We start from the raw sequence: 17829 nt of genomic DNA, 5'->3' as shown, positions 1-17829 counted from the left end.
GTGTATGAATTTTCCTTTAGCAAAAAATTGGACTGAAGAAAGTTTTAAGGAATTATTTCAACAACAACATATGACCGTTGTTTTAGAAGACCAAAGTAGTATTCAAGCCGATTTTTACTTTCTTATTGATAAAACATTTGAGATGAAACAATCGATGGCTGTGGGCTTTATTTCATCTGAAAATACTTTCTTACCTTATCTATCTATCAGAGACAATTTGTTTGTAGGTTCTTCCATCAAAGAAAAGGATAAAAAGAAACGGCTTGATGATCTATTTATTTATGTGGGACTTGCTACAAATGTACTAAACAAATCAGAAGAAGAACTAACTTCTTTTGAGCAAATTAAGCTTCATTTAGTTCAGCTTATGCTCATAGAAAAAGATGTTATCATTATTGATGACATTTTCCAAAAACTGTCTATTGGTCAAAGACAAGAGCTCCTACCTTTGCTTCAAAAAATAGCAAAAGAAAAACAAAAAGCCATTTTGGTTTTAACAAATGACATTCAGATCGCTGAAAGTCCTTACATGGATAAAGTTATCAAAATTGCATAAAAAGTACCGGTTAAACAAAATTGTTTAACCGGTACTTTTTACATTTCATCTTCTATTTCCACATCAGGAAAAGAAATAGTAAAACTTGTTCCTTTGCCCTCTTCACTTGTTACACTGATTTTTCCCTTATGCAAACGAACTAATTGTTGTACGATCGATAAGCCCAAACCAGATTCACCATATTTTGTATTTTTCCTTGAAGGATCGACTTTATAGTACCGATCCCAAATATTTTGGACTTGCTCTTCTGTCATCCCAATACCTGTATCCGAAATCGTTACAATCGTCTCTAAATAACCTTTTTGCAGACGAACTCGAATCTCACCGTCACGAGTAAATTGTATTGCGTTTTGAATAATATTGACCATGATCTGAACAAATCGATCATAATCAGCATATACATCGATTGCATTCTCAGCTTCCAAGATAAGTTTATCGTTTGCTGATTCTGCTTTCCCCTCTAATTGCGTAAGAATATTCTTCAATGTCTCTGTGGCATCAAATTTTTTGACGACAATACTGATTTGATTGGTTCGAATCTTTTCATAGTCTAAATTTTCATTTACAAGTCGAATCAAACGTGAGGTTTCATTTTGCATAAGTTTAATGGCATTTTCTCTTTGACCTTCGGGGATCGCATTATACTGAAGACCTTCCAATAAACCATTGATCGTCGTTAATGGCGTTCTCATCTCATGAGAAGCATCTGCCATGAATTGGCGCCGGCGATCTTCTTGCCGATCGATTTCTTCTCGGGATTCTTTCAAGGACTCGGCCATTTTATTGAAGTCTTCTGCTAGATCATCAAATTCATCTTTATCATGTGTGACTAATTTGACATCAAAATTCCCACTAGTTATCTCTTTAGTAGCCTTTCTCATACGATTGATCCGTTTCACTTGGAAACTAGCAAAAAAGTAACTTAAAATTAAGCCTACAATACTTGATATGATAAATCCTTTGAACAAGTTTGCAGTTATGGCATCCACACTATCAGAAACATTTTTAGCAGGTTGCGTAACCACTAATGCACCGACGATTGAATTTTCATTTGTTTGAACATTGGTCTTCGTAACTGGCATCATCACATAGGAAGACATATGTTTATTTCCATAAATATCTTTATCGATTGTAGTATATTCCTGTTGACCTTGCATCAAGTTGGCCCAATTTTCTTCTATCAGAGAATAATCAAACTTCTTTTTAGTGTTCACAGGATATTGGATCGTCATATCATGATCTATAAATATAAACTGAACATCCTGATTGCTCAATACGCTTTCAGATAAAGTAAACGACATATTTAGCAGCTCTTGTTCAGTCATTCCTGGGTAGCGATTGATCGAATCTTTTGTTTGCCAAGCTGATTGCGCATACCCTCTAAGCTGCTCATAATTTGTATCTTGCATCGTTTTTTTAGTTAGTTGTGTAAAGGATGTGCCCACAATTAAAATGATCAGTATGATCACACCCCAAAAAGCTAGTAATTGTTGGTATAAATATTTCATCTAAGCTACTCCAGAATCGTCAAATTTATACCCTACGCCCCAAACCGTTTGAATTACTTGTGGTCCAACTTTTTCAATTTTTTGACGCAATTTTTTTATATGCGCATCAACTGTACGTTCGTCTCCAAAATATTGATAATCCCAAACCATTTCAAGCAACTGCTCACGTGAAAATACTTGTCGCGGCTTTTTAGCTAACGTATATAAAAGATCAAATTCTTTTGGTGTTAATCCATCGATTGGCTGATTATCAAGATAGGCCTCTCTTGTCTTCGTATTCATCTTAAAGTGATCTGTTTCGACATCGAACTGATCATCTGAACGGTCTGCGCCATCTAAATTATGTTCTCCAATTTCAGAGCGGCGATGCAAGGCTTTTATTCGAGCAATCAACGTTAGCGGGCTAAACGGTTTTGTAACATAATCATCTGCTCCCATCTCTAATCCGATTACTTGATCGCTTTCTGAATCACGTGCTGTTAACATAATGATTGGAACCGAATTTGAAACTTTACGGACCTCACGACAGACCGCCATTCCGTCCATTGTAGGCAAGTTTAAGTCTAGAGTGATCATATCCCATTTCTCAGGATTTTCTAAAAAAGCATCTAAACCTTCCTTCCCATCATATTTAAATGTTGCCTCCCACCCCTCATTTAAGAAAAACATTTGCATCATTTCTGAAACAGATTCATTATCTTCTATCATTAAGACATTCATTATCTAATCGCCTCTTCCCTTCTAGTTTAACGTCATTTATATTATACTCTAAAATTGGCTTAGCTCCAATAACTTCTACCTTTCTTCAAAAAAGCTTTGTCTTTTATTCAATCTTTGATAAGATAAGTGTTGAAAGGACGTTGAAAATTCATGGAAAATATACAAGCAGTTGCTTTTTTTGATTTGGATGGAACCTTATTGAATGATAAGTCCCAAATCACACCCGAGATTACAAGCGCAATTCGTGCATTAAAAGCCAATCAAATTTTACCAATGATCGCGACTGGACGAACCGTTGTAGAAATTGAGCATATTATGAAAGATAGCGGCATTGATTCTGCGATTGTAATGAATGGTCAATTTATTCAAGTAGAAGGAAAGAAAGTTTATTCAGATGAATTCTCCTATGAAGAATGTCTAAAAATGTATGAACAGGTCAAAAGTCTTGGACATGAGATTTCTTTTTATAATGATCAACAAATTTGGTGTTCTGGTCACAGCGACATCTTAAGAAATGCCTATGCTTTTATTCATTCTGACGTTCCTGATATTGATCGATCCAATTTGGCTGAGAAAACTGTAAATATGATGTTAGTACTATCCGAAGATGGGGATGAGCATTATCTAAAGCAGTTCCCAGAAATGACCTTTTATCGTAATGGTCCTTATTCAATTGATACTGTAAGAAAAGGTGTCTCTAAAGGCAGTGGTGTTCAAAATCTATTTAAGACACTAGAACTGCCTAAAGTTCCAACTTTTGCATTTGGAGATGGGATTAATGATCTTGCATTATTTGAAGCTTGTGACCATAAAATTGCGATGGGCAATGCACGTAGCGAATTAAAAGAACGTTCTAGCTTTATCACCAAAAAAAATACTGACGGCGGAATTGTTCATGCGTTGAAACATTTTGACTTGATTTAACGAAGTGCTCTACTAAATTACACTAAAAAATCCCACTTCTTATTTAGAAGATGGGATTTCTTTTTTATGTCTTTTTTGATGAACACAGATAACGGTTCCTGTCACTTGAATCAGTAAGAGAAGAAGCAGGATTATGCTTAATCCCATATGTCCCTGATCGAACGTTCTTTTTAACAATACAAGTAAAATCAGACTGCTTACTGAATAAAGTGACCATTGCTTATCCATAATATCTAGACCCCTTCGGTTTGTTATCTATAAGGATAGGACTTTTACTTGGAAAAAGCAAGGAACTTTTAGCTATCTGTGAAGTTTTCTACAATTTTTTAGGGTTTCCTTATAATTCTAAGAGAATTCTAAATATTTCTGCTCGTTGGTATTTTTCTAGATAATACGCTAGTCATTTCAAACAGGATAAAAAAGTGATACACTAACCTTATTGTAACCTTTAGGGTAAGGAGTTTTTTTATTATGAGAACAGATAAACAATCAACAATACAACTTATTTTAGATACGTGCTTAATGGCTGGAAAAATCATGACCGAAAGTGGCTCTGAAGTATATCGAGTTGAAGATACGATGAATCGTATTGCTGAAAATGCCGGTCAAAAAGAAAGTGTCAGCTACGTTACAGCGACAGGACTTTTTATGGGCTTTCGTTCTAGTAATTATACCCAATTAGAAAATGTTACAGAACGAAGTATCAATTTAGAAAATGTTGCGATCGTTAATGACCTTTCCCGAAAATTTGCTAACAAAGAAATTACATTGGAAGAACTTAATCGAAAGCTAAAAAACATCACTCATGAAGCACCCACTTATTCTACTCTTCTGCAAATTCTTTCAGCAGGAGTGGTCAGCTGTATGTTGATGTATATATTTGGTGGTACTTGGAATGATTTTTTCGCTACTTTTTTCATCGGTATGATCGGTTTTAGTGTAGCTTTTTTTACTAAAGAGTGGTTAAATATCAAGTTTTTAGATGATTTTCTTGCGGCTTTTTCAATTGGATTTTTAGCTTATCTAGCAGTAAAGTTTCATGTAGCTGAAAATATCGATAATATTATTATCGGTGCCGTCATGCCACTTGTGCCTGGAGTAGCTATTACAAACTCGTTTAGAGATATCTTAGCCGGCCATCTTTTGAGTGGAACTGCACGAGCCACCGAAGCCATCTTTGTGGCCGGCTCGATTGGGATTGGGATCGCCATTGTGTTTAAATTATTTATGTAAGGAGAAAATTCTGTGGAAGTTATTATACATTGCTTATTTAGTTATCTGAGTACGGTAACCTTTGGAATTGTTACAAATGTCCCTAGAAAAGTTTTAAACGCTTGCGGCCTCACTGGTGCTGTAGGCTGGATGATTTTTTGGTTCACGAAAAATTTGGAAGCAGGAGAAATTTTTGCTAATTTTCTGGGTGCTATTGGTATTGGTTTGTTAAGTATTTATTTTTCACGTAGAAAAAAAATGCCGATGACGATCTTTAATATTCCCAGCTTAGTTCCATTAGTACCTGGTGGAGCTGCCTATCAAGCAGTTAGAAGCATCGTTTTAGGTGATTATGTTGGAGGATTTCACTCGATCATCAAAGTAATCCTGACAGCCGGTGCAATTGCTGCTGGTTTTATGGTGACTGGTATCGTTGAACGTTTATTGAAAAAATTTTTTGATAAAAATAGATCGACAATCAATAATTCATAAGATAAAAACAGAAAAAAAAAGCAGGAGCGCAAGACAAAACTAAAGGTCAGTTTTGTTTCGCGCTCTAAATTCGAATAAACAGCGCGGAAAAAGTAAATCCTTCGGAGCTAAACGCTTTTATCTCGCCTTTTTTAATCAACCGAAATTTCTTCAGCTGCTTCTTCGAAGAATAATAATAGATCTTGTAAGCTTAGTTTTTCTTTTTCTGCCTTATTTAAATCTTTAATAATTTTTCCTTTTTGTAGGACGATCAAACGATTGCCATAGTGTAGTGCATCTTCCATACGATGCGTAATCATCAAACAGGTCAACTGACCTTCTTTGATTCGTTGATCTGTCAGTTGCATCAACTGTTTTGATGTTTTAGGATCTAACGCAGCTGTATGCTCATCTAAAAGTAATAGCTCGGGTTTGGTCAACGTTGCCATCAATAAACTTAAAGCTTGTCTTTGTCCGCCTGATAGATTTCCAGTTGGCGTATCTAAATGATTTTCCAGACCATTGCCAACTTCACTACAAATCTTTGTAAAAAAAGTTCTTTCTTCATTCAGCTTTCGTAAACGTAACCCTCGTCTTTTGCCTCGATGTAATGCTAATAATAAATTCTCTGCAACTGTCATCCTTGGGGCCGTTCCCATTTTTGGATCTTGAAACACTCGAGAAAAGTACTTTGCGCGCTTTTCTTCAGAATAATTTGTAATATTCTGACCGTCTATAAAAAGCTCCCCTTCACTTAGGTCCAAAGTTCCTGCAATACTATTAAATAACGTACTTTTCCCCGCACCATTCCCACCAAGTACCGTGACAAATTCACCTTGTGCAATTTTTAAATTTACATGATTCAAAATCAGTTTTGTTTCATTTAAGCCATTATCAATTTGTTTTGTCGCATTTTTAAGCTCTAACACTGTACTCATTTGTCTGCCTCCTTTTGTGGTAAAAAGTGAAGATTCAATGCTTTTTTTAGTTGTGGAATCATTAAACATGCCGCCAATATCACTGCTGAAAAGATTTTTAAATACGTTGTGTCGAAGCCCAGTTTAATGACAAGCAAAATAAGTAGTTGATAAATGATGCTTCCTACGACAATTGCCACAAGACGTTCAGCAAATGTCAGTTCACCAAAGAGGACCTCTCCAATAATGATGGAAGCCAAACCAATGACAATTACGCCAGTTCCTTTATTGACATCCGCGTAGCCATCATTTTGTGCAATTAGCGCCCCAGACAATGCAATGACACCATTTGATAATGTCAACCCTAATATTTTCATAGAATCCGTCTTGATTCCGATCGAACGGGCCATATGCTCGTTATCTCCAGTTGCAATATATGCTTGACCTAAATTCGTGTTAAAGAAAAACAGTAGTAAACTGATGATGATGGCTAAAACAATCACACCTAAAAAAATAATATCATAATAATTAGGTAAGTTTAGTTGTAAAAAGAAATCTTGAATTTTTGGTTTATTCAATAAAGATAAATTTGGTGTTTGCATCACATAAAGAATAACAGAATTCAAACCTGACATAACCAAAATCCCCGCTAAGATTACGGGAATTTTTCCTTTAGTAAATAGTAAACCTGTTACTAAACCTGCACACATCCCCGCTAAAACACCTAGTAATGTTGCTAAAATCGGATGGATACCGGATGTAATTGCCGTAACGCAAACTGCACCACCTAAAGGAAATGACCCCTCTGTTGTCATATCCGGAAAATTTAATATACGATATGTCATAAAAATCCCTAACCCTAATATTGCCCATAACATTCCTTGTCCAATCGCTGAAACAATCATTTGATCCTCTCCCTATTCTATAATCGTTGCTTTTGACTTGATATTTTCAGGAATTGAAATTCCTAATTTAGCAGCTTGTTTTTCGTTGATGATAATATCTCCCGTTTTAAATGTATAAATTGGCGTTGTTGCAGGTTTGGCTTTTCCTGATAAAATATCAGCCGCCATTTTACCTGTCTGTATACCCAAATCAAATTGATTGATTCCAACAGTAGCAAGTCCACCTTGTTCAACCATCGTATCTACGGATGGAATAATGGGTGTTTTGCTTTTATTTGCCTCATTCACAACCGTCTGCATTGCATTGGCAATCGTATTATCAGTGGGAATATAAATAAAATCGACTTCACTTGTCATGACTTGAACTGTTTGCGCAATTTCATTACTGGAAGGGACTGCATAGGTCTTAACACTCCATCCTTGATTTTCAGCAATTTTTTTTGCTTCCTCAACCTGATACTTAGAATTTTCTTCAGATGAAGCATATAATATACCGACCTTTTTACTTTCCGGCAAAATTTCTTTTACTAACTCAAATTGTGCATCAACTGGTGATTTATCACTGACACCCGTTATATTGCCACCAGGCTGTTGATCATTTTTTACAAGTCCAGCACTAACCGGATCAGTAATCGCACCAAGAACGATTGGGATTTCAGAAGTTGTATTAGCTAAAGCTTGTGCTGCTGGTGTAGCGATTCCTATCAAGACATTAGATTTTTTTTCTTGCACTAATTGTTGACTCATCGTAGCTAATTTACTTTGATCAGCTTGTCCGTTTTGAAAAGCAATGGTTATATTCTTACCATCTTCATAGCCTTCTTCTTTCAACCCCGTCTGGATGCCTTTATAGATTTGATCCAGTGCAGGATGACTAACAAATTGCAGTACACCAACGGTTGGCAACTCCTCTTTGAACGTCTCTTTTTTTTCGAAAAAAAATGAACCAATTAAAAAAATAACAATAATTGCTACAACAAATGATAAACGATTTTTTCTCATAAATTCTCCTCCTAAATGTGAATACGTAGTTGGCTTCTTTAGCTCTGTATGAAAGTATTAAAAAAAGACAACGACAATTCCTAAAAAGGAGCAGTCGTTGTCTTTTCAACAAAAACCGCATAGACTAATCATCTATGCGGTCAAAAATACAGCTTTAATATACCGACATAGATACAAAATTTAGAAATCATCTTCTAAAGTTGTATCTATGAGAGTCTCATACATACAACTATCTACGCCAGTTTTGCCATGAATGATTCAATTTGCTAATTGGTTTTGATAGTTGGTTCATGTAATCACTCCTACAAGTTTTTTCTGTTACAGCAAGTGTACACTATAGAGAATTTATTCGTCAAGTCTAAAAATGTATTAAATAGAAATTATTTTGACTCTTCACTGGTTCTTTTGCTCTTTTTCAACTGTCTTCGATAGCTCCAACTATCTTTATTTTCTTTGAACGGATAAAAATTCAAACTTGTGAACATTTGCTTAGATGCTTTATTCCAATCAAAAATTTCACTTACCATGATAAATTCTCTACCTAATTTTTTTGATTTGTAGATAAAGTATTTTGTGACCGCCCGTCCAATATGCCGATTGCGAAACGCTTGATCGATCACAATGGCATAATCATCTTTTGCTAGCCAGACATCACCGATTATTTGAACAAGGTCGCCGTTTTTATATTCAATGTAATAAAGTAACCCATGCTCATCTTGCCATTCATACATTTGTTGAATTTGTTCTTCTGAATACGTGATTTTAGCACCCACGATATGATACATACTCTCTGGATCTTGATACCATTTTAATGATTCTTTACGAAGCTTATCAAAGGGGATTAAATAGATTTTTTCTGTTATTTGAATTTTTTTAGACCTATTACGTTTGAAAGAGGACTCAGTTTTAGGCTGAGTCCTCTTTCTTATTAAGTCAGTCGCTAAAGTCCGCCATTTAATACTTGTCACGTCGTTCACTTCTTACGTATACACGTTGCAATCTAGGTTTCATTGTAAAAAGTCCCAATAAACTGAATAAAATAAATTCTTTCATATCAAGCCCTTCTTTCCAAAATTGATTTATTGCACTATAGAATCAGCTTCTGTATTCGGATCATCCACTGTTTCTTCATTGATGGTTTGATCTTCCTTTGTTGTTTCTGTTGTTTCTTCTGTTGAAGTTGTTGTAGGAGGTTGAACGCTTTGCCCTACACCAGACAATGGCAACTGATTTAAAGCAGGAATCAACATTGTTTTAGTGTCTAAACTTTCATCCACGGTGATTCTATTTTTTTCTTTCCCATTTTCAAAGAAAAGAATCGTGACTTCATTTTTTTTGATATTATATTTTTTTTCAATTTTTTCGGCTTCATAAACAATTGGATAAATATAAATACTATGATTAAATTCTTTCATTTGATTTGAATCTTTTAAAACAGCGATGACATTTTCGTATGTTTTCCCACTTGGTACTGAAAATAAAACAGTCATTGCAGTCTTTTCACTAATTGTTTTATCAGCTGTTTTCGCCTCTAAATAATTGGCTTTTTTAGTAAGCCTTTCTTGATTTACTAAAGAGTTGATCTCAGATGATCGAATATTAGCCTGTACTTTAGGCACCACTATAAATAGACTAATAATAAATAAAACAAGCACTACTAAAATAATCGCACTCAGTTTTTTCTGTTTGTTTATAGATGCTACAAAATCATCTTTAACATCAACAAAATTCTTCTTCATGGGTCTGCTCCTCTACAACTTATACTCTTATTATACTAGTAGTTGATTCCTTTGCCTAGTATAACAAACAATGAGCAGTTGATATTTAATAAAAAAAGGATATTTTTCTACTTATATACACCTAAATATTAAAAAACAATAATATTATGATTGATTCATTCACCTGTTGACAAAACGGATGCGCTATCCTATACTTTCATTAATGATAAATATATTAAAATACAATGAAAAGAAGAGTACTGTTTTAGAAAGTTGATTAGAGAGTCTCGGTAGCTGAAAAGAGGTAATTTGAAAAAACAGGAAGATGGTCTTTAAGTAAATCTTGGTCAACACTGTACAGCCAAGTTTGGGAACGCCCAATACAGCGTCCGAGTATTGATTAAATAGATTTGTACTCATTGAGAAGAATCTTGTGAGAGATTTTTGAATAAAGGTGGTAACACGCTCAGTCGTCCTTTACTTTTGCAAAAAAAAGTAGAGGGCTTTTTTTATTTTCAACTAAATCTGACTAAAAAATGGAGGAAATATTATGCCAAACAGCAACAAAAAAATCCCTTTTCGTTACGATATCGTAGGCAGCTTTCTACGACCAGAACACTTAAAAAATGCACGTACTGCATTCGCCGACGGTGATCTTTCTAAGGAAGAATTAACCAAAGTAGAAGATAAAGCGATTATCGAATTAATTGAAAAACAAAAGACAGCTGGACTCTACGCTGTAACTGATGGTGAATTTCGCCGTCGTTGGTGGCATTTAGATTTTATTGCTGGTTTAAATGGTATTACTGTTTATGATTTCCAAACAACTGCCTTTGGTTTAACTACGGAAGCTCAAGGGACATACGTTAGTGGTCCTCTATCGTTTTCTGACAATCATCCTTTCCTTGAGCACTTTCGCTTTACACAAAAATATGCTTCACCCGCTTTAGCGAAGCAAACAATTCCGGGGCCAAATATGATTTTCTTGGATTCCTTGATTTTATCAAAGCAATACAATGAACAACCAATCTATGATTCATTAGAAGCATTCAAAAAAGATTTGATCCAAACATACCAAAATGCGATCCAAGCTTTTTATGATGCGGGTTGTCGCTATTTACAACTGGATGATACAAGTTGGGGTGGTTTATTCGATGATCGATTCCGTGAAATGATTAAAGCGAATGGCTTAGATGCTGATCAACTATTAACTGATTTTCAAGAAGTAACTGAAAACTCTTTAGCAAACAAACCTGCTGATCTAGCTGTTACCTTCCACTTCTGTAAAGGAAATTTCCAATCCCATTGGCTTTATAATGGTTCTTATGAAAAAATCGCTAAAAATTTATTTTCAATCGATGCCTTTGACGGTTTTTTCTTAGAATATGATGATGAACGTTCTGGCGGCTTTGAGCCTCTGAAAGAATTAAAGGACCAACGAATTGTTCTAGGATTGATTACAACAAAAAATGGTCAACTAGAAAGTTCAGACATGCTTGTTGAACGAATCAACGAAGCTGCTCAATTTGTACCGTTGGAGCAAATTTGTTTATCGCCACAGTGTGGATTTGCCTCAACTCACGAAGGCAATCACTTAACTGAGGACGACCAATGGCAAAAAATCGAACTTTTAAAAACCGTGGCTGAAACAGTTTGGCAAGATGCTTAAATAAAAAGGAGGTAATAACATGACCGCTATCAAAGATATTCCATTTCGCTACGACCAAGTAGGGAGTTTCTTACGCCCTGATGCACTAAAAACAGCTCGAGAAAATTTTCTAAAGCAAACAATTTCTGTGGCTGAGCTGAAATCAGTCGAAGACCAAGCAATTATTGAACTGATCAACAAACAAGTCTACAATGGTTTGAAGGCTGTGACAGACGGTGAATTTCGTCGTAGCTGGTGGCATCTAGATTTTTTATGGGGATTGAATGGTGTTGATCAACTCATACCTGAGCATGGCTATCAATTCAATCAAGTAGAAACTAGAGCTGCTTCATATCAGATATCAGATAAAGTCACTTTCAACCCAGATCATCCCTTTTTTGAAGCTTTCACGTTCTTAAAGGAGCATACACCAGAAGGAATCATACCTAAAGCGACAATTCCTTCACCCACACTACTTTTTAATCGAAAAAGTGATACTTTTACTTATGCGAGTTACACAGATGAAAAAGTTTTTATTGATGATTTAGCCACAGCCTATCATAAAACTATCCAAAAATTTTACGATCTAGGTTGTCGTTATCTTCAATTGGATGATACTTCTTGGGGAATGTATACAGGATTTATCGAAAATGCTAAATCAGAAGAAGAAATCAAGCATTGGCATCAACAATGTGAAGCCGGCGTTACTGTTATTAACCAGTTACTTAAAGGACTACCGGATGATTTAATCATTACCATGCATGTTTGTCGCGGTAATTATAAATCTGATTGGGCCATCGCTGGACCTTATGATCATGTTGCTACTTATCTAGCCCAATTAAATATCGATGGCTATTTCTTAGAATACGATGATGATCGTTCTGGTGGATTTGAACCGTTAGGGCAAATCTTTAAAAATAATCCTACAAAAAAAGTAGTTTTAGGGTTAATAACTTCCAAGTTTCCTATTTTAGAATCAGAAGAAGGTTTAATCAACAGAATTAATGAAGCAACCCCCTTTATCCCATTGGAAAATCTTTGTCTGTCTCCACAATGCGGATTTGCTTCTACTGAAGAAGGAAATCATCTGACTGAAGCCGAGCAATGGGCCAAAGTCAGACTAGTTGTTGATACCGCTAAACGTGTTTGGCAAGATGCATAACAAAAAACAAGAAGTTTGGTGCAAACCAGCTTCTTGTTTTTTGTTATTTTATCGATTAACTGAACGAGCCATGCGATTGATGGTATGGCGCATTCCTCGAATTGCAACAGACATTTCGTAAATATTTTCTGCAGGTGCTAGTCCGCCATAACCAGCGTCTCCTATATGTTGAATATCTACGCCACAAATTTTATTTGTCAATGCAATTTGGCGAATCGTTTCTTTGCTTGCACTTTCCTGACTTGTTCCGATTGCTGACATTGTTAACAAATCATACTTTTTAGCAATTGCCACGGCTTCTTTCATATCCGCTTCCGTAAAGCCTTGAACAGTTCCTACAGCTGGCAATAATAAGATGTCAGCTCCAGCTTTAGCGTACGCTTCTACTGCTTCTGTAGAAACGACAGGTTCATCTGAGCCTGCGCTATGCATTTTCCCAGCAATGATCAAACCAGAAAAATGTTCTTTTGCAACTTTCACAGCTTTAGCGATTTCTAAATTCGTTACACCGGTTCCTGGATTTCCTGTCAAACAAATAAAATCGATCCCCATTTTTTCAGCTTTTTGAATAGTTTCTTTTGAACTTGTCCGGCCATTGCTGATGGTCAATTTTTCGCTGAACATGGTAGATGAATCATCTACTGGTTCTAAATTCACACCAATCGGACGTCCCACTAATTCTTTCAAGATCGGTATAGGGTTGATTTTATTTTTTTCTGGATTTTGCCAATAGGTCATGATCTCTTCCATAGACATCCCGGGAATTCCTTGGACGATTGGATTAAAACAATCAAAAACATTTAATAAAATCAAATCCGCGCCAAATGCCGCTGCAACCTCCGCATTACTGATATCTCCGGCTTGGGGAGAAGCTACAACAACATTTTCAGATAAAATCGTCCGCCCCTCACTTGCCTTAATCGACTGCTTCAACTCTTCACCCGTCATTTTTGCCACTTCACTATAACTTGCACTAATTAACCGCTTGACCATATTGACTCCTCCTTATTTTAAAAGCGTAATGGGCTCTTTAAGTTCTGACTGAAAAATAGGAAACTAAAATTGAGGTGTTTTTTACCTCCTTTTTAGCTTCTCTTTTTTCCGAAGAACTAGCCCATGCAGCTAGATAACATAAAAGCGTAATGGGCTCGTTTAGTTCTGACTGAAAAATAGGAAACTATATTCCAAAAAGGATAGCCTTTAAAAGAATAAATAAATTACTTTAACTCTATTATACTAAAAACAACAGGAAAGCGCAGTCATTTATGTATCAAATGAAATAAACTCTCATTCTATGACTTTTCTTTTCCACTTCCTTTATAATTAAAAAGAACTCCGTTATAATAATACTATTATGTATATAGAATTGAGGGATGTTTATGTCATTTGATGGCGTATTTACTCATGGAATGATCTCAGAATTGTCTGAGAAGTTAGTAGCTGGCCGAATTTCTAAAATTCATCAGCCGTATGAAAATGAAATTGTTTTAGTGATCCGCTCTAAAGGAAAAAATCATAAATTACTTTTATCTGCTCATCCTAGTTATGCTCGTGTACAATTGACAGCAATTGCTTATGCGAATCCTGATACACCACCTAACTTTGTGATGATGTTACGCAAGTTTCTCGAAGGTGCTATTTTAGAACACATTCATCAGGTAGAGAATGATCGGGTGATCCATTTTACATTTACAAAACGAGATGAGTTAGGTGATTTGCAAAATATCGTGCTAATTGTTGAATTGATGGGCAGACACAGCACCATCGTGTTGATGAATAAAGAAAATGGAAAAATCTTGGATGCCATCAAACATATTGGTAGCTCTCAAAATAGTTATCGTTCTTTGCTTCCTGGCGTCGAATACATCGAACCACCAAAACAAGAACAACAAAATCCCTTCTCAGCAAGTAAGGAAAAGGTTTTTGAGCTTCTTTCTAAAACCAGTGAAATCAATGGGAAATACTTACAAAGTCAATTTCAAGGCTTAGGGAAAGACACTGCCGATGAATTAGCCTTTCGTTTAAAGGAACATCCAAATGAAAAAATGCTTGTATGGCAATCTTTTTGGGCCTCCCTTGAAAACGAAGTTGCACCGACATTGACAATAGCTGCAAAAAAAGAATACTTTACCCCACTTCCCTTCATTTCACTTGAAGGAAAGCAACAATCCTTTAACACGCTAAGTGAGTTACTTGATGTCTTTTATGGTGGGAAAGCTGAAAAAGACCGCGTCAAACAACAAGGCGGTGAATTGATCCATAAAATCGAAAACGAATTAAAACGTAATCAAAGTAAAGTTGTAAAACTTCAACAAACCTTAGCTGACACAGAACATGCTGAAAATTATCGTCGCGATGGTGAACTATTAACTACCTTTATGGCTCAAGTTCCTAAAGGCGCTGAGTTCGTTGAATTGCCAAACTATTATGAGGAAGATCAATTATTACCCATAAAATTAAATCCTGCTCTAACACCTAATCAAAATGCACAAAAATATTTTCAAAAATATCAAAAGCTAAAAAATGCAGTAAAAGTCGTTCATGGACAAATTGAACAAGCAACTAAAGAAATCAGCTACTTAGAATCTGTCTTATCACAATTAGAAATAGCTGGTCCTATGGATATTGAGATGATTCGTGAGGAATTGATCGAACAAGGATATGTAAAAAAACGTGGTGCTAAAAAACAAAAACAATTAAAAAAGAGCAAACCAGAAGAATTCTATTCAAGTGAAGGTGATTTAATTCTAGTTGGTCGGAATAACCTGCAAAATGATCAGCTTACACTAAGAACAGCAAAGAAAACCGATGTTTGGCTACATGCAAAAGATATTCCTGGATCACATGTAATCATTAAAAATGCTGCACCTTCTGATAAAACATTGATGGAAGCTGCTAATCTTGCCGCTTATTATTCTAAATATCGTCTTTCTGCTCAAGTACCAGTTGACTATGTTCAAGTCAAACATGTCCACAAACCAAACGGCGCAAAACCAGGATATGTGATTTATGAGAACCAAAAAACACTTTATGTAACCCCTGATGAACAGTTATTAGAGACTCTAAAAGAAAGTAATCCAACAACGTTTCGTTCTAATTGATAAGAAACAGCCAATTTCGTTATGAACACAAGAATTAAAGCTTCGAACAAAGCCGACAAGTGCTTTAGTTCGAAGCTTTTTTAAACTAATTTCGAGCAGCCATTGCATGCTGTACTAGTTTATTTGACACATCCGAAATGATTTTATTGGCTGATACACCTTGTAATACAGGCTTTTTGATCGTCATATAAAAAATGTACTTTGGCTCTTCAGTTGGAGTAATCGTAACCACAGAATGTAAATATTCTTGTTTTTGATAACTACCATTTTCAAAAAACTCTGCTGTTCCTGTTTTAGCTGAAACATTCAGTCCTTCGATGGCATATTCTTTTCCCATACCAAATTTAGGATCAATCGTCACATCTTTCATGTACTCTAAAATTTTATCAGCCGTTTCGCGTGATATTGGTGTGCCTACAACTTCTGGTTGTGTCATTGTTTCTTCGCCATTGGCGTTTACGATTTTATTGATAATCGTCGGTTTCAACATTTCTCCACCATTTGCAATTGCTGTATAGGCCTGAAGCATTTGTAAATGCGTTACTGAGATTCCTTGTCCGTAAGCCGTCATCGCTCGATCAACTGTTGTTTTATTCTGAATTTCACCAGCCGCTTCACCAGATAAGCCGAAATCAGTACTTTTGCCAAAGCCAAACCTTGTGAGATAGTCTTGCCACAGTTCAGGCATGCGTTCCTGAAGCGTCACCATTCCTACATTACTTGACCACGCAAGACCTTGTCTAAAGGTCATGTTCCCTGCACCAACACCGTTATTCCAATCATTAATCGTCGCATCATCCACTTTAATACTGCCTGAAGTAAATTGCTCGTTTTCATCAAATTTATTTTCCTGAATGGCCGTTGCCATCAGCAGACTTTTCATTGTCGAACCTGGTTCAAAGGCATCTTCAACAATAATATTGCGCCACTTGAAATTTGGATCATCGACACCGTTTCTTGTATCCAGTTCAAAAGAGGGGCGTTGAGCGGTTGCTAGTATGTTTCCTGTTTTAGCTTCCATCAACGTTGCGGTGATATGCTCTGGTTGATAATTTTTAGCAGCATCATCCAATAGCTCCTCCAAATAGAATTGAAGATTACTATCTAATGTCGTGTAGATATTACTGCCATCAACTTTCTTTTTCTCTTTCACACTTCCTGGTTTTACATCGCCTTTTGCAGAGTTTATTTCGTAACTCCTAGAGCCATTGACACCTGATAACTGATTATTATAAGCCTCCTCGATGCCCATAACTCCCAGCTCATCGCCTTTATCGTCTTGTTGCGTGTAGCCTATAAAAAAGGAGGCAAAATTTCCTGCTTGATACGCACGTTTTCTTTCTTCTCTAAAATAAATACCTGAAATATTTTGTTTATCTAGATCTTCTTGAATCTGCCTTTTTGTTTCAAAGTTCAAGTTTTTACCATTAGTTCCAAATTCAACGGTCGTTATAGGCTCCCCTGACTCATTGACACTCGGTCTTAACTGTTTTAGTGTTGTCTCTTTATCAATTTTGACATATTTTTCAAAAATTTCAGCGATTGTCGACCAATCCTTTTCTTGTACATACAATTTTTTACCTTCTAAATCAGTATAGTTTTTATCTAAAATAGCATATAGTGAAAATGCACTTGAGTCTTCGACTAACACATTCCCATCTTTATCAAAGATCGTCCCTCTTTTAGCTTCCAATGTTTCATGGACTTCATAAAGATCTTTTGTCTTTTCTGAAAGGGTAGTTCCAGCAACTTTACCAGTTATTAAAATTGAAGATAAACGTACCGTAAATAGTACAAAAATCAGAATAGTCAAAAATAAAACAGTGATCCCTACTCTTTTTCGGTTTTTAGTTGTAGAAAGATTATGATGCGCAAACCAGTCTTTTATTTTTTTCATTCTAGCTTATCTCCAAGTTCTATTTTTAAATGATTATCCCTTTGTATTTTACCTCTTTTATCTGCTTTTTTTTATTCACACTACTCAT

Annotated in this window: 17 protein-coding genes; 7 read left to right on the top strand and 10 right to left on the bottom strand. The window is 35.7% G+C overall.

Annotated elements, in window-relative coordinates:
• The first annotated feature begins 4 nt into the window (after nt 1–4).
• Nucleotides 5–556 carry a hypothetical protein gene (locus IGJ55_RS07685; RefSeq protein WP_069641425.1) on the top strand — a complete coding sequence of 184 codons (552 nt, stop codon included), beginning with the start codon at nt 5–7 and terminating at the stop codon, nt 554–556.
• A gap of 38 nt (nt 557–594) precedes the next feature.
• On the opposite strand, the gene IGJ55_RS07680 is transcribed toward IGJ55_RS07685, so the two are convergent.
• Both IGJ55_RS07680 and IGJ55_RS07675 read right to left on the bottom strand, forming a co-directional pair.
• Nucleotides 595–2064 (bottom strand): sensor histidine kinase, encoded by a 1470-nt coding sequence (locus tag IGJ55_RS07680; RefSeq protein WP_069641278.1) that lies wholly within the window; start codon nt 2062–2064, stop codon nt 595–597.
• Nucleotides 2065–2784: a response regulator transcription factor gene (locus tag IGJ55_RS07675; RefSeq protein WP_069641277.1), complete on the bottom strand. Its 720-nt coding sequence runs from the start codon at nt 2782–2784 to the stop codon at nt 2065–2067. It abuts the gene before it with no gap.
• A 150-nt stretch (nt 2785–2934) separates the two neighbouring features.
• On the opposite strand from IGJ55_RS07675, the gene IGJ55_RS07670 reads away from it, so the two are divergent.
• Complete coding sequence (locus IGJ55_RS07670) at nt 2935–3708, top strand: Cof-type HAD-IIB family hydrolase (RefSeq protein ID WP_069641276.1); 774 nt, start codon at nt 2935–2937, stop codon at nt 3706–3708.
• Nucleotides 3709–3747: 39 nt separating this feature from the next.
• On the opposite strand, the gene IGJ55_RS07665 is transcribed toward IGJ55_RS07670, so the two are convergent.
• On the bottom strand, nt 3748–3936 hold the full coding sequence (locus IGJ55_RS07665) for a hypothetical protein (protein ID WP_069641275.1): 189 nt from the start codon (nt 3934–3936) through the stop codon (nt 3748–3750).
• Nucleotides 3937–4179: 243 nt separating this feature from the next.
• On the opposite strand from IGJ55_RS07665, the gene IGJ55_RS07660 reads away from it, so the two are divergent.
• On the top strand, nt 4180–4941 hold the full coding sequence (locus tag IGJ55_RS07660; protein WP_207121648.1) for a threonine/serine exporter family protein: 762 nt from the start codon (nt 4180–4182) through the stop codon (nt 4939–4941).
• Nucleotides 4942–4953: 12 nt separating this feature from the next.
• Entirely contained in the window at nt 4954–5412 is a 459-nt protein-coding gene (locus IGJ55_RS07655) for a threonine/serine exporter family protein (RefSeq protein ID WP_207121649.1), read from the top strand.
• A 131-nt stretch (nt 5413–5543) separates the two neighbouring features.
• Here IGJ55_RS07655 and IGJ55_RS07650 read toward each other — a convergent pair whose 3' ends face one another.
• The 5 genes from IGJ55_RS07650 to IGJ55_RS07630 all read right to left on the bottom strand — a co-directional run bounded on the left by IGJ55_RS07650 (nt 5544) and on the right by IGJ55_RS07630 (nt 9954).
• Nucleotides 5544–6329, bottom strand: coding sequence for an ABC transporter ATP-binding protein (locus tag IGJ55_RS07650; protein ID WP_207121650.1), 786 nt, complete (start codon nt 6327–6329; stop codon nt 5544–5546).
• Nucleotides 6326–7213 (bottom strand): ABC transporter permease, encoded by an 888-nt coding sequence (locus tag IGJ55_RS07645; RefSeq protein WP_207121651.1) that lies wholly within the window; start codon nt 7211–7213, stop codon nt 6326–6328. The genes IGJ55_RS07650 and IGJ55_RS07645 overlap by 4 nt, the downstream gene beginning before the upstream one ends.
• Nucleotides 7214–7225: 12 nt before the next feature.
• Nucleotides 7226–8215, bottom strand: a complete 990-nt coding sequence (gene trpX / locus IGJ55_RS07640; protein WP_429949911.1) for a tryptophan ABC transporter substrate-binding protein — start codon at nt 8213–8215, stop codon at nt 7226–7228.
• A 380-nt stretch (nt 8216–8595) separates the two neighbouring features.
• Nucleotides 8596–9183 carry a GNAT family N-acetyltransferase gene (locus tag IGJ55_RS07635; protein ID WP_429949913.1) on the bottom strand — a complete coding sequence of 196 codons (588 nt, stop codon included), beginning with the start codon at nt 9181–9183 and terminating at the stop codon, nt 8596–8598.
• Nucleotides 9184–9294: 111 nt separating this feature from the next.
• A complete protein-coding gene (locus tag IGJ55_RS07630; protein WP_429949914.1) occupies nt 9295–9954 on the bottom strand; it encodes a hypothetical protein in 660 nt (219 codons plus the stop codon).
• Between the two features lie 529 nt (nt 9955–10483).
• On the opposite strand from IGJ55_RS07630, the gene IGJ55_RS07625 reads away from it, so the two are divergent.
• Entirely contained in the window at nt 10484–11602 is a 1119-nt protein-coding gene (locus tag IGJ55_RS07625; RefSeq protein WP_430607983.1) for a 5-methyltetrahydropteroyltriglutamate--homocysteine S-methyltransferase, read from the top strand.
• Between the two features lie 19 nt (nt 11603–11621).
• Nucleotides 11622–12743 carry a 5-methyltetrahydropteroyltriglutamate--homocysteine S-methyltransferase gene (locus IGJ55_RS07620; RefSeq protein ID WP_429949917.1) on the top strand — a complete coding sequence of 374 codons (1122 nt, stop codon included), beginning with the start codon at nt 11622–11624 and terminating at the stop codon, nt 12741–12743.
• A 48-nt stretch (nt 12744–12791) separates the two neighbouring features.
• Here IGJ55_RS07620 and IGJ55_RS07615 read toward each other — a convergent pair whose 3' ends face one another.
• Nucleotides 12792–13736, bottom strand: a complete 945-nt coding sequence (locus IGJ55_RS07615) for a haloacid dehalogenase-like hydrolase (RefSeq protein WP_429949918.1) — start codon at nt 13734–13736, stop codon at nt 12792–12794.
• Between the two features lie 386 nt (nt 13737–14122).
• Between IGJ55_RS07615 and efbA the strand changes: the two genes are divergently transcribed.
• Nucleotides 14123–15844: a fibronectin-binding protein EfbA gene (efbA, locus tag IGJ55_RS07610; RefSeq protein ID WP_430607981.1), complete on the top strand. Its 1722-nt coding sequence runs from the start codon at nt 14123–14125 to the stop codon at nt 15842–15844.
• Nucleotides 15845–15929: 85 nt separating this feature from the next.
• Here the strand turns inward: efbA and IGJ55_RS07605 are convergent, their stop codons facing one another.
• Nucleotides 15930–17741, bottom strand: coding sequence for a penicillin-binding transpeptidase domain-containing protein (locus IGJ55_RS07605; protein WP_430607980.1), 1812 nt, complete (start codon nt 17739–17741; stop codon nt 15930–15932).
• Nucleotides 17742–17829: the final 88 nt, after the last annotated feature.

This window comes from Enterococcus sp. AZ170 (genome assembly GCF_050545135.1).
Classification (GTDB): domain Bacteria; phylum Bacillota; class Bacilli; order Lactobacillales; family Enterococcaceae; genus Enterococcus_L; species Enterococcus_L ureilyticus.
This window is presented reverse-complemented; position numbering and strand designations above follow the sequence as displayed.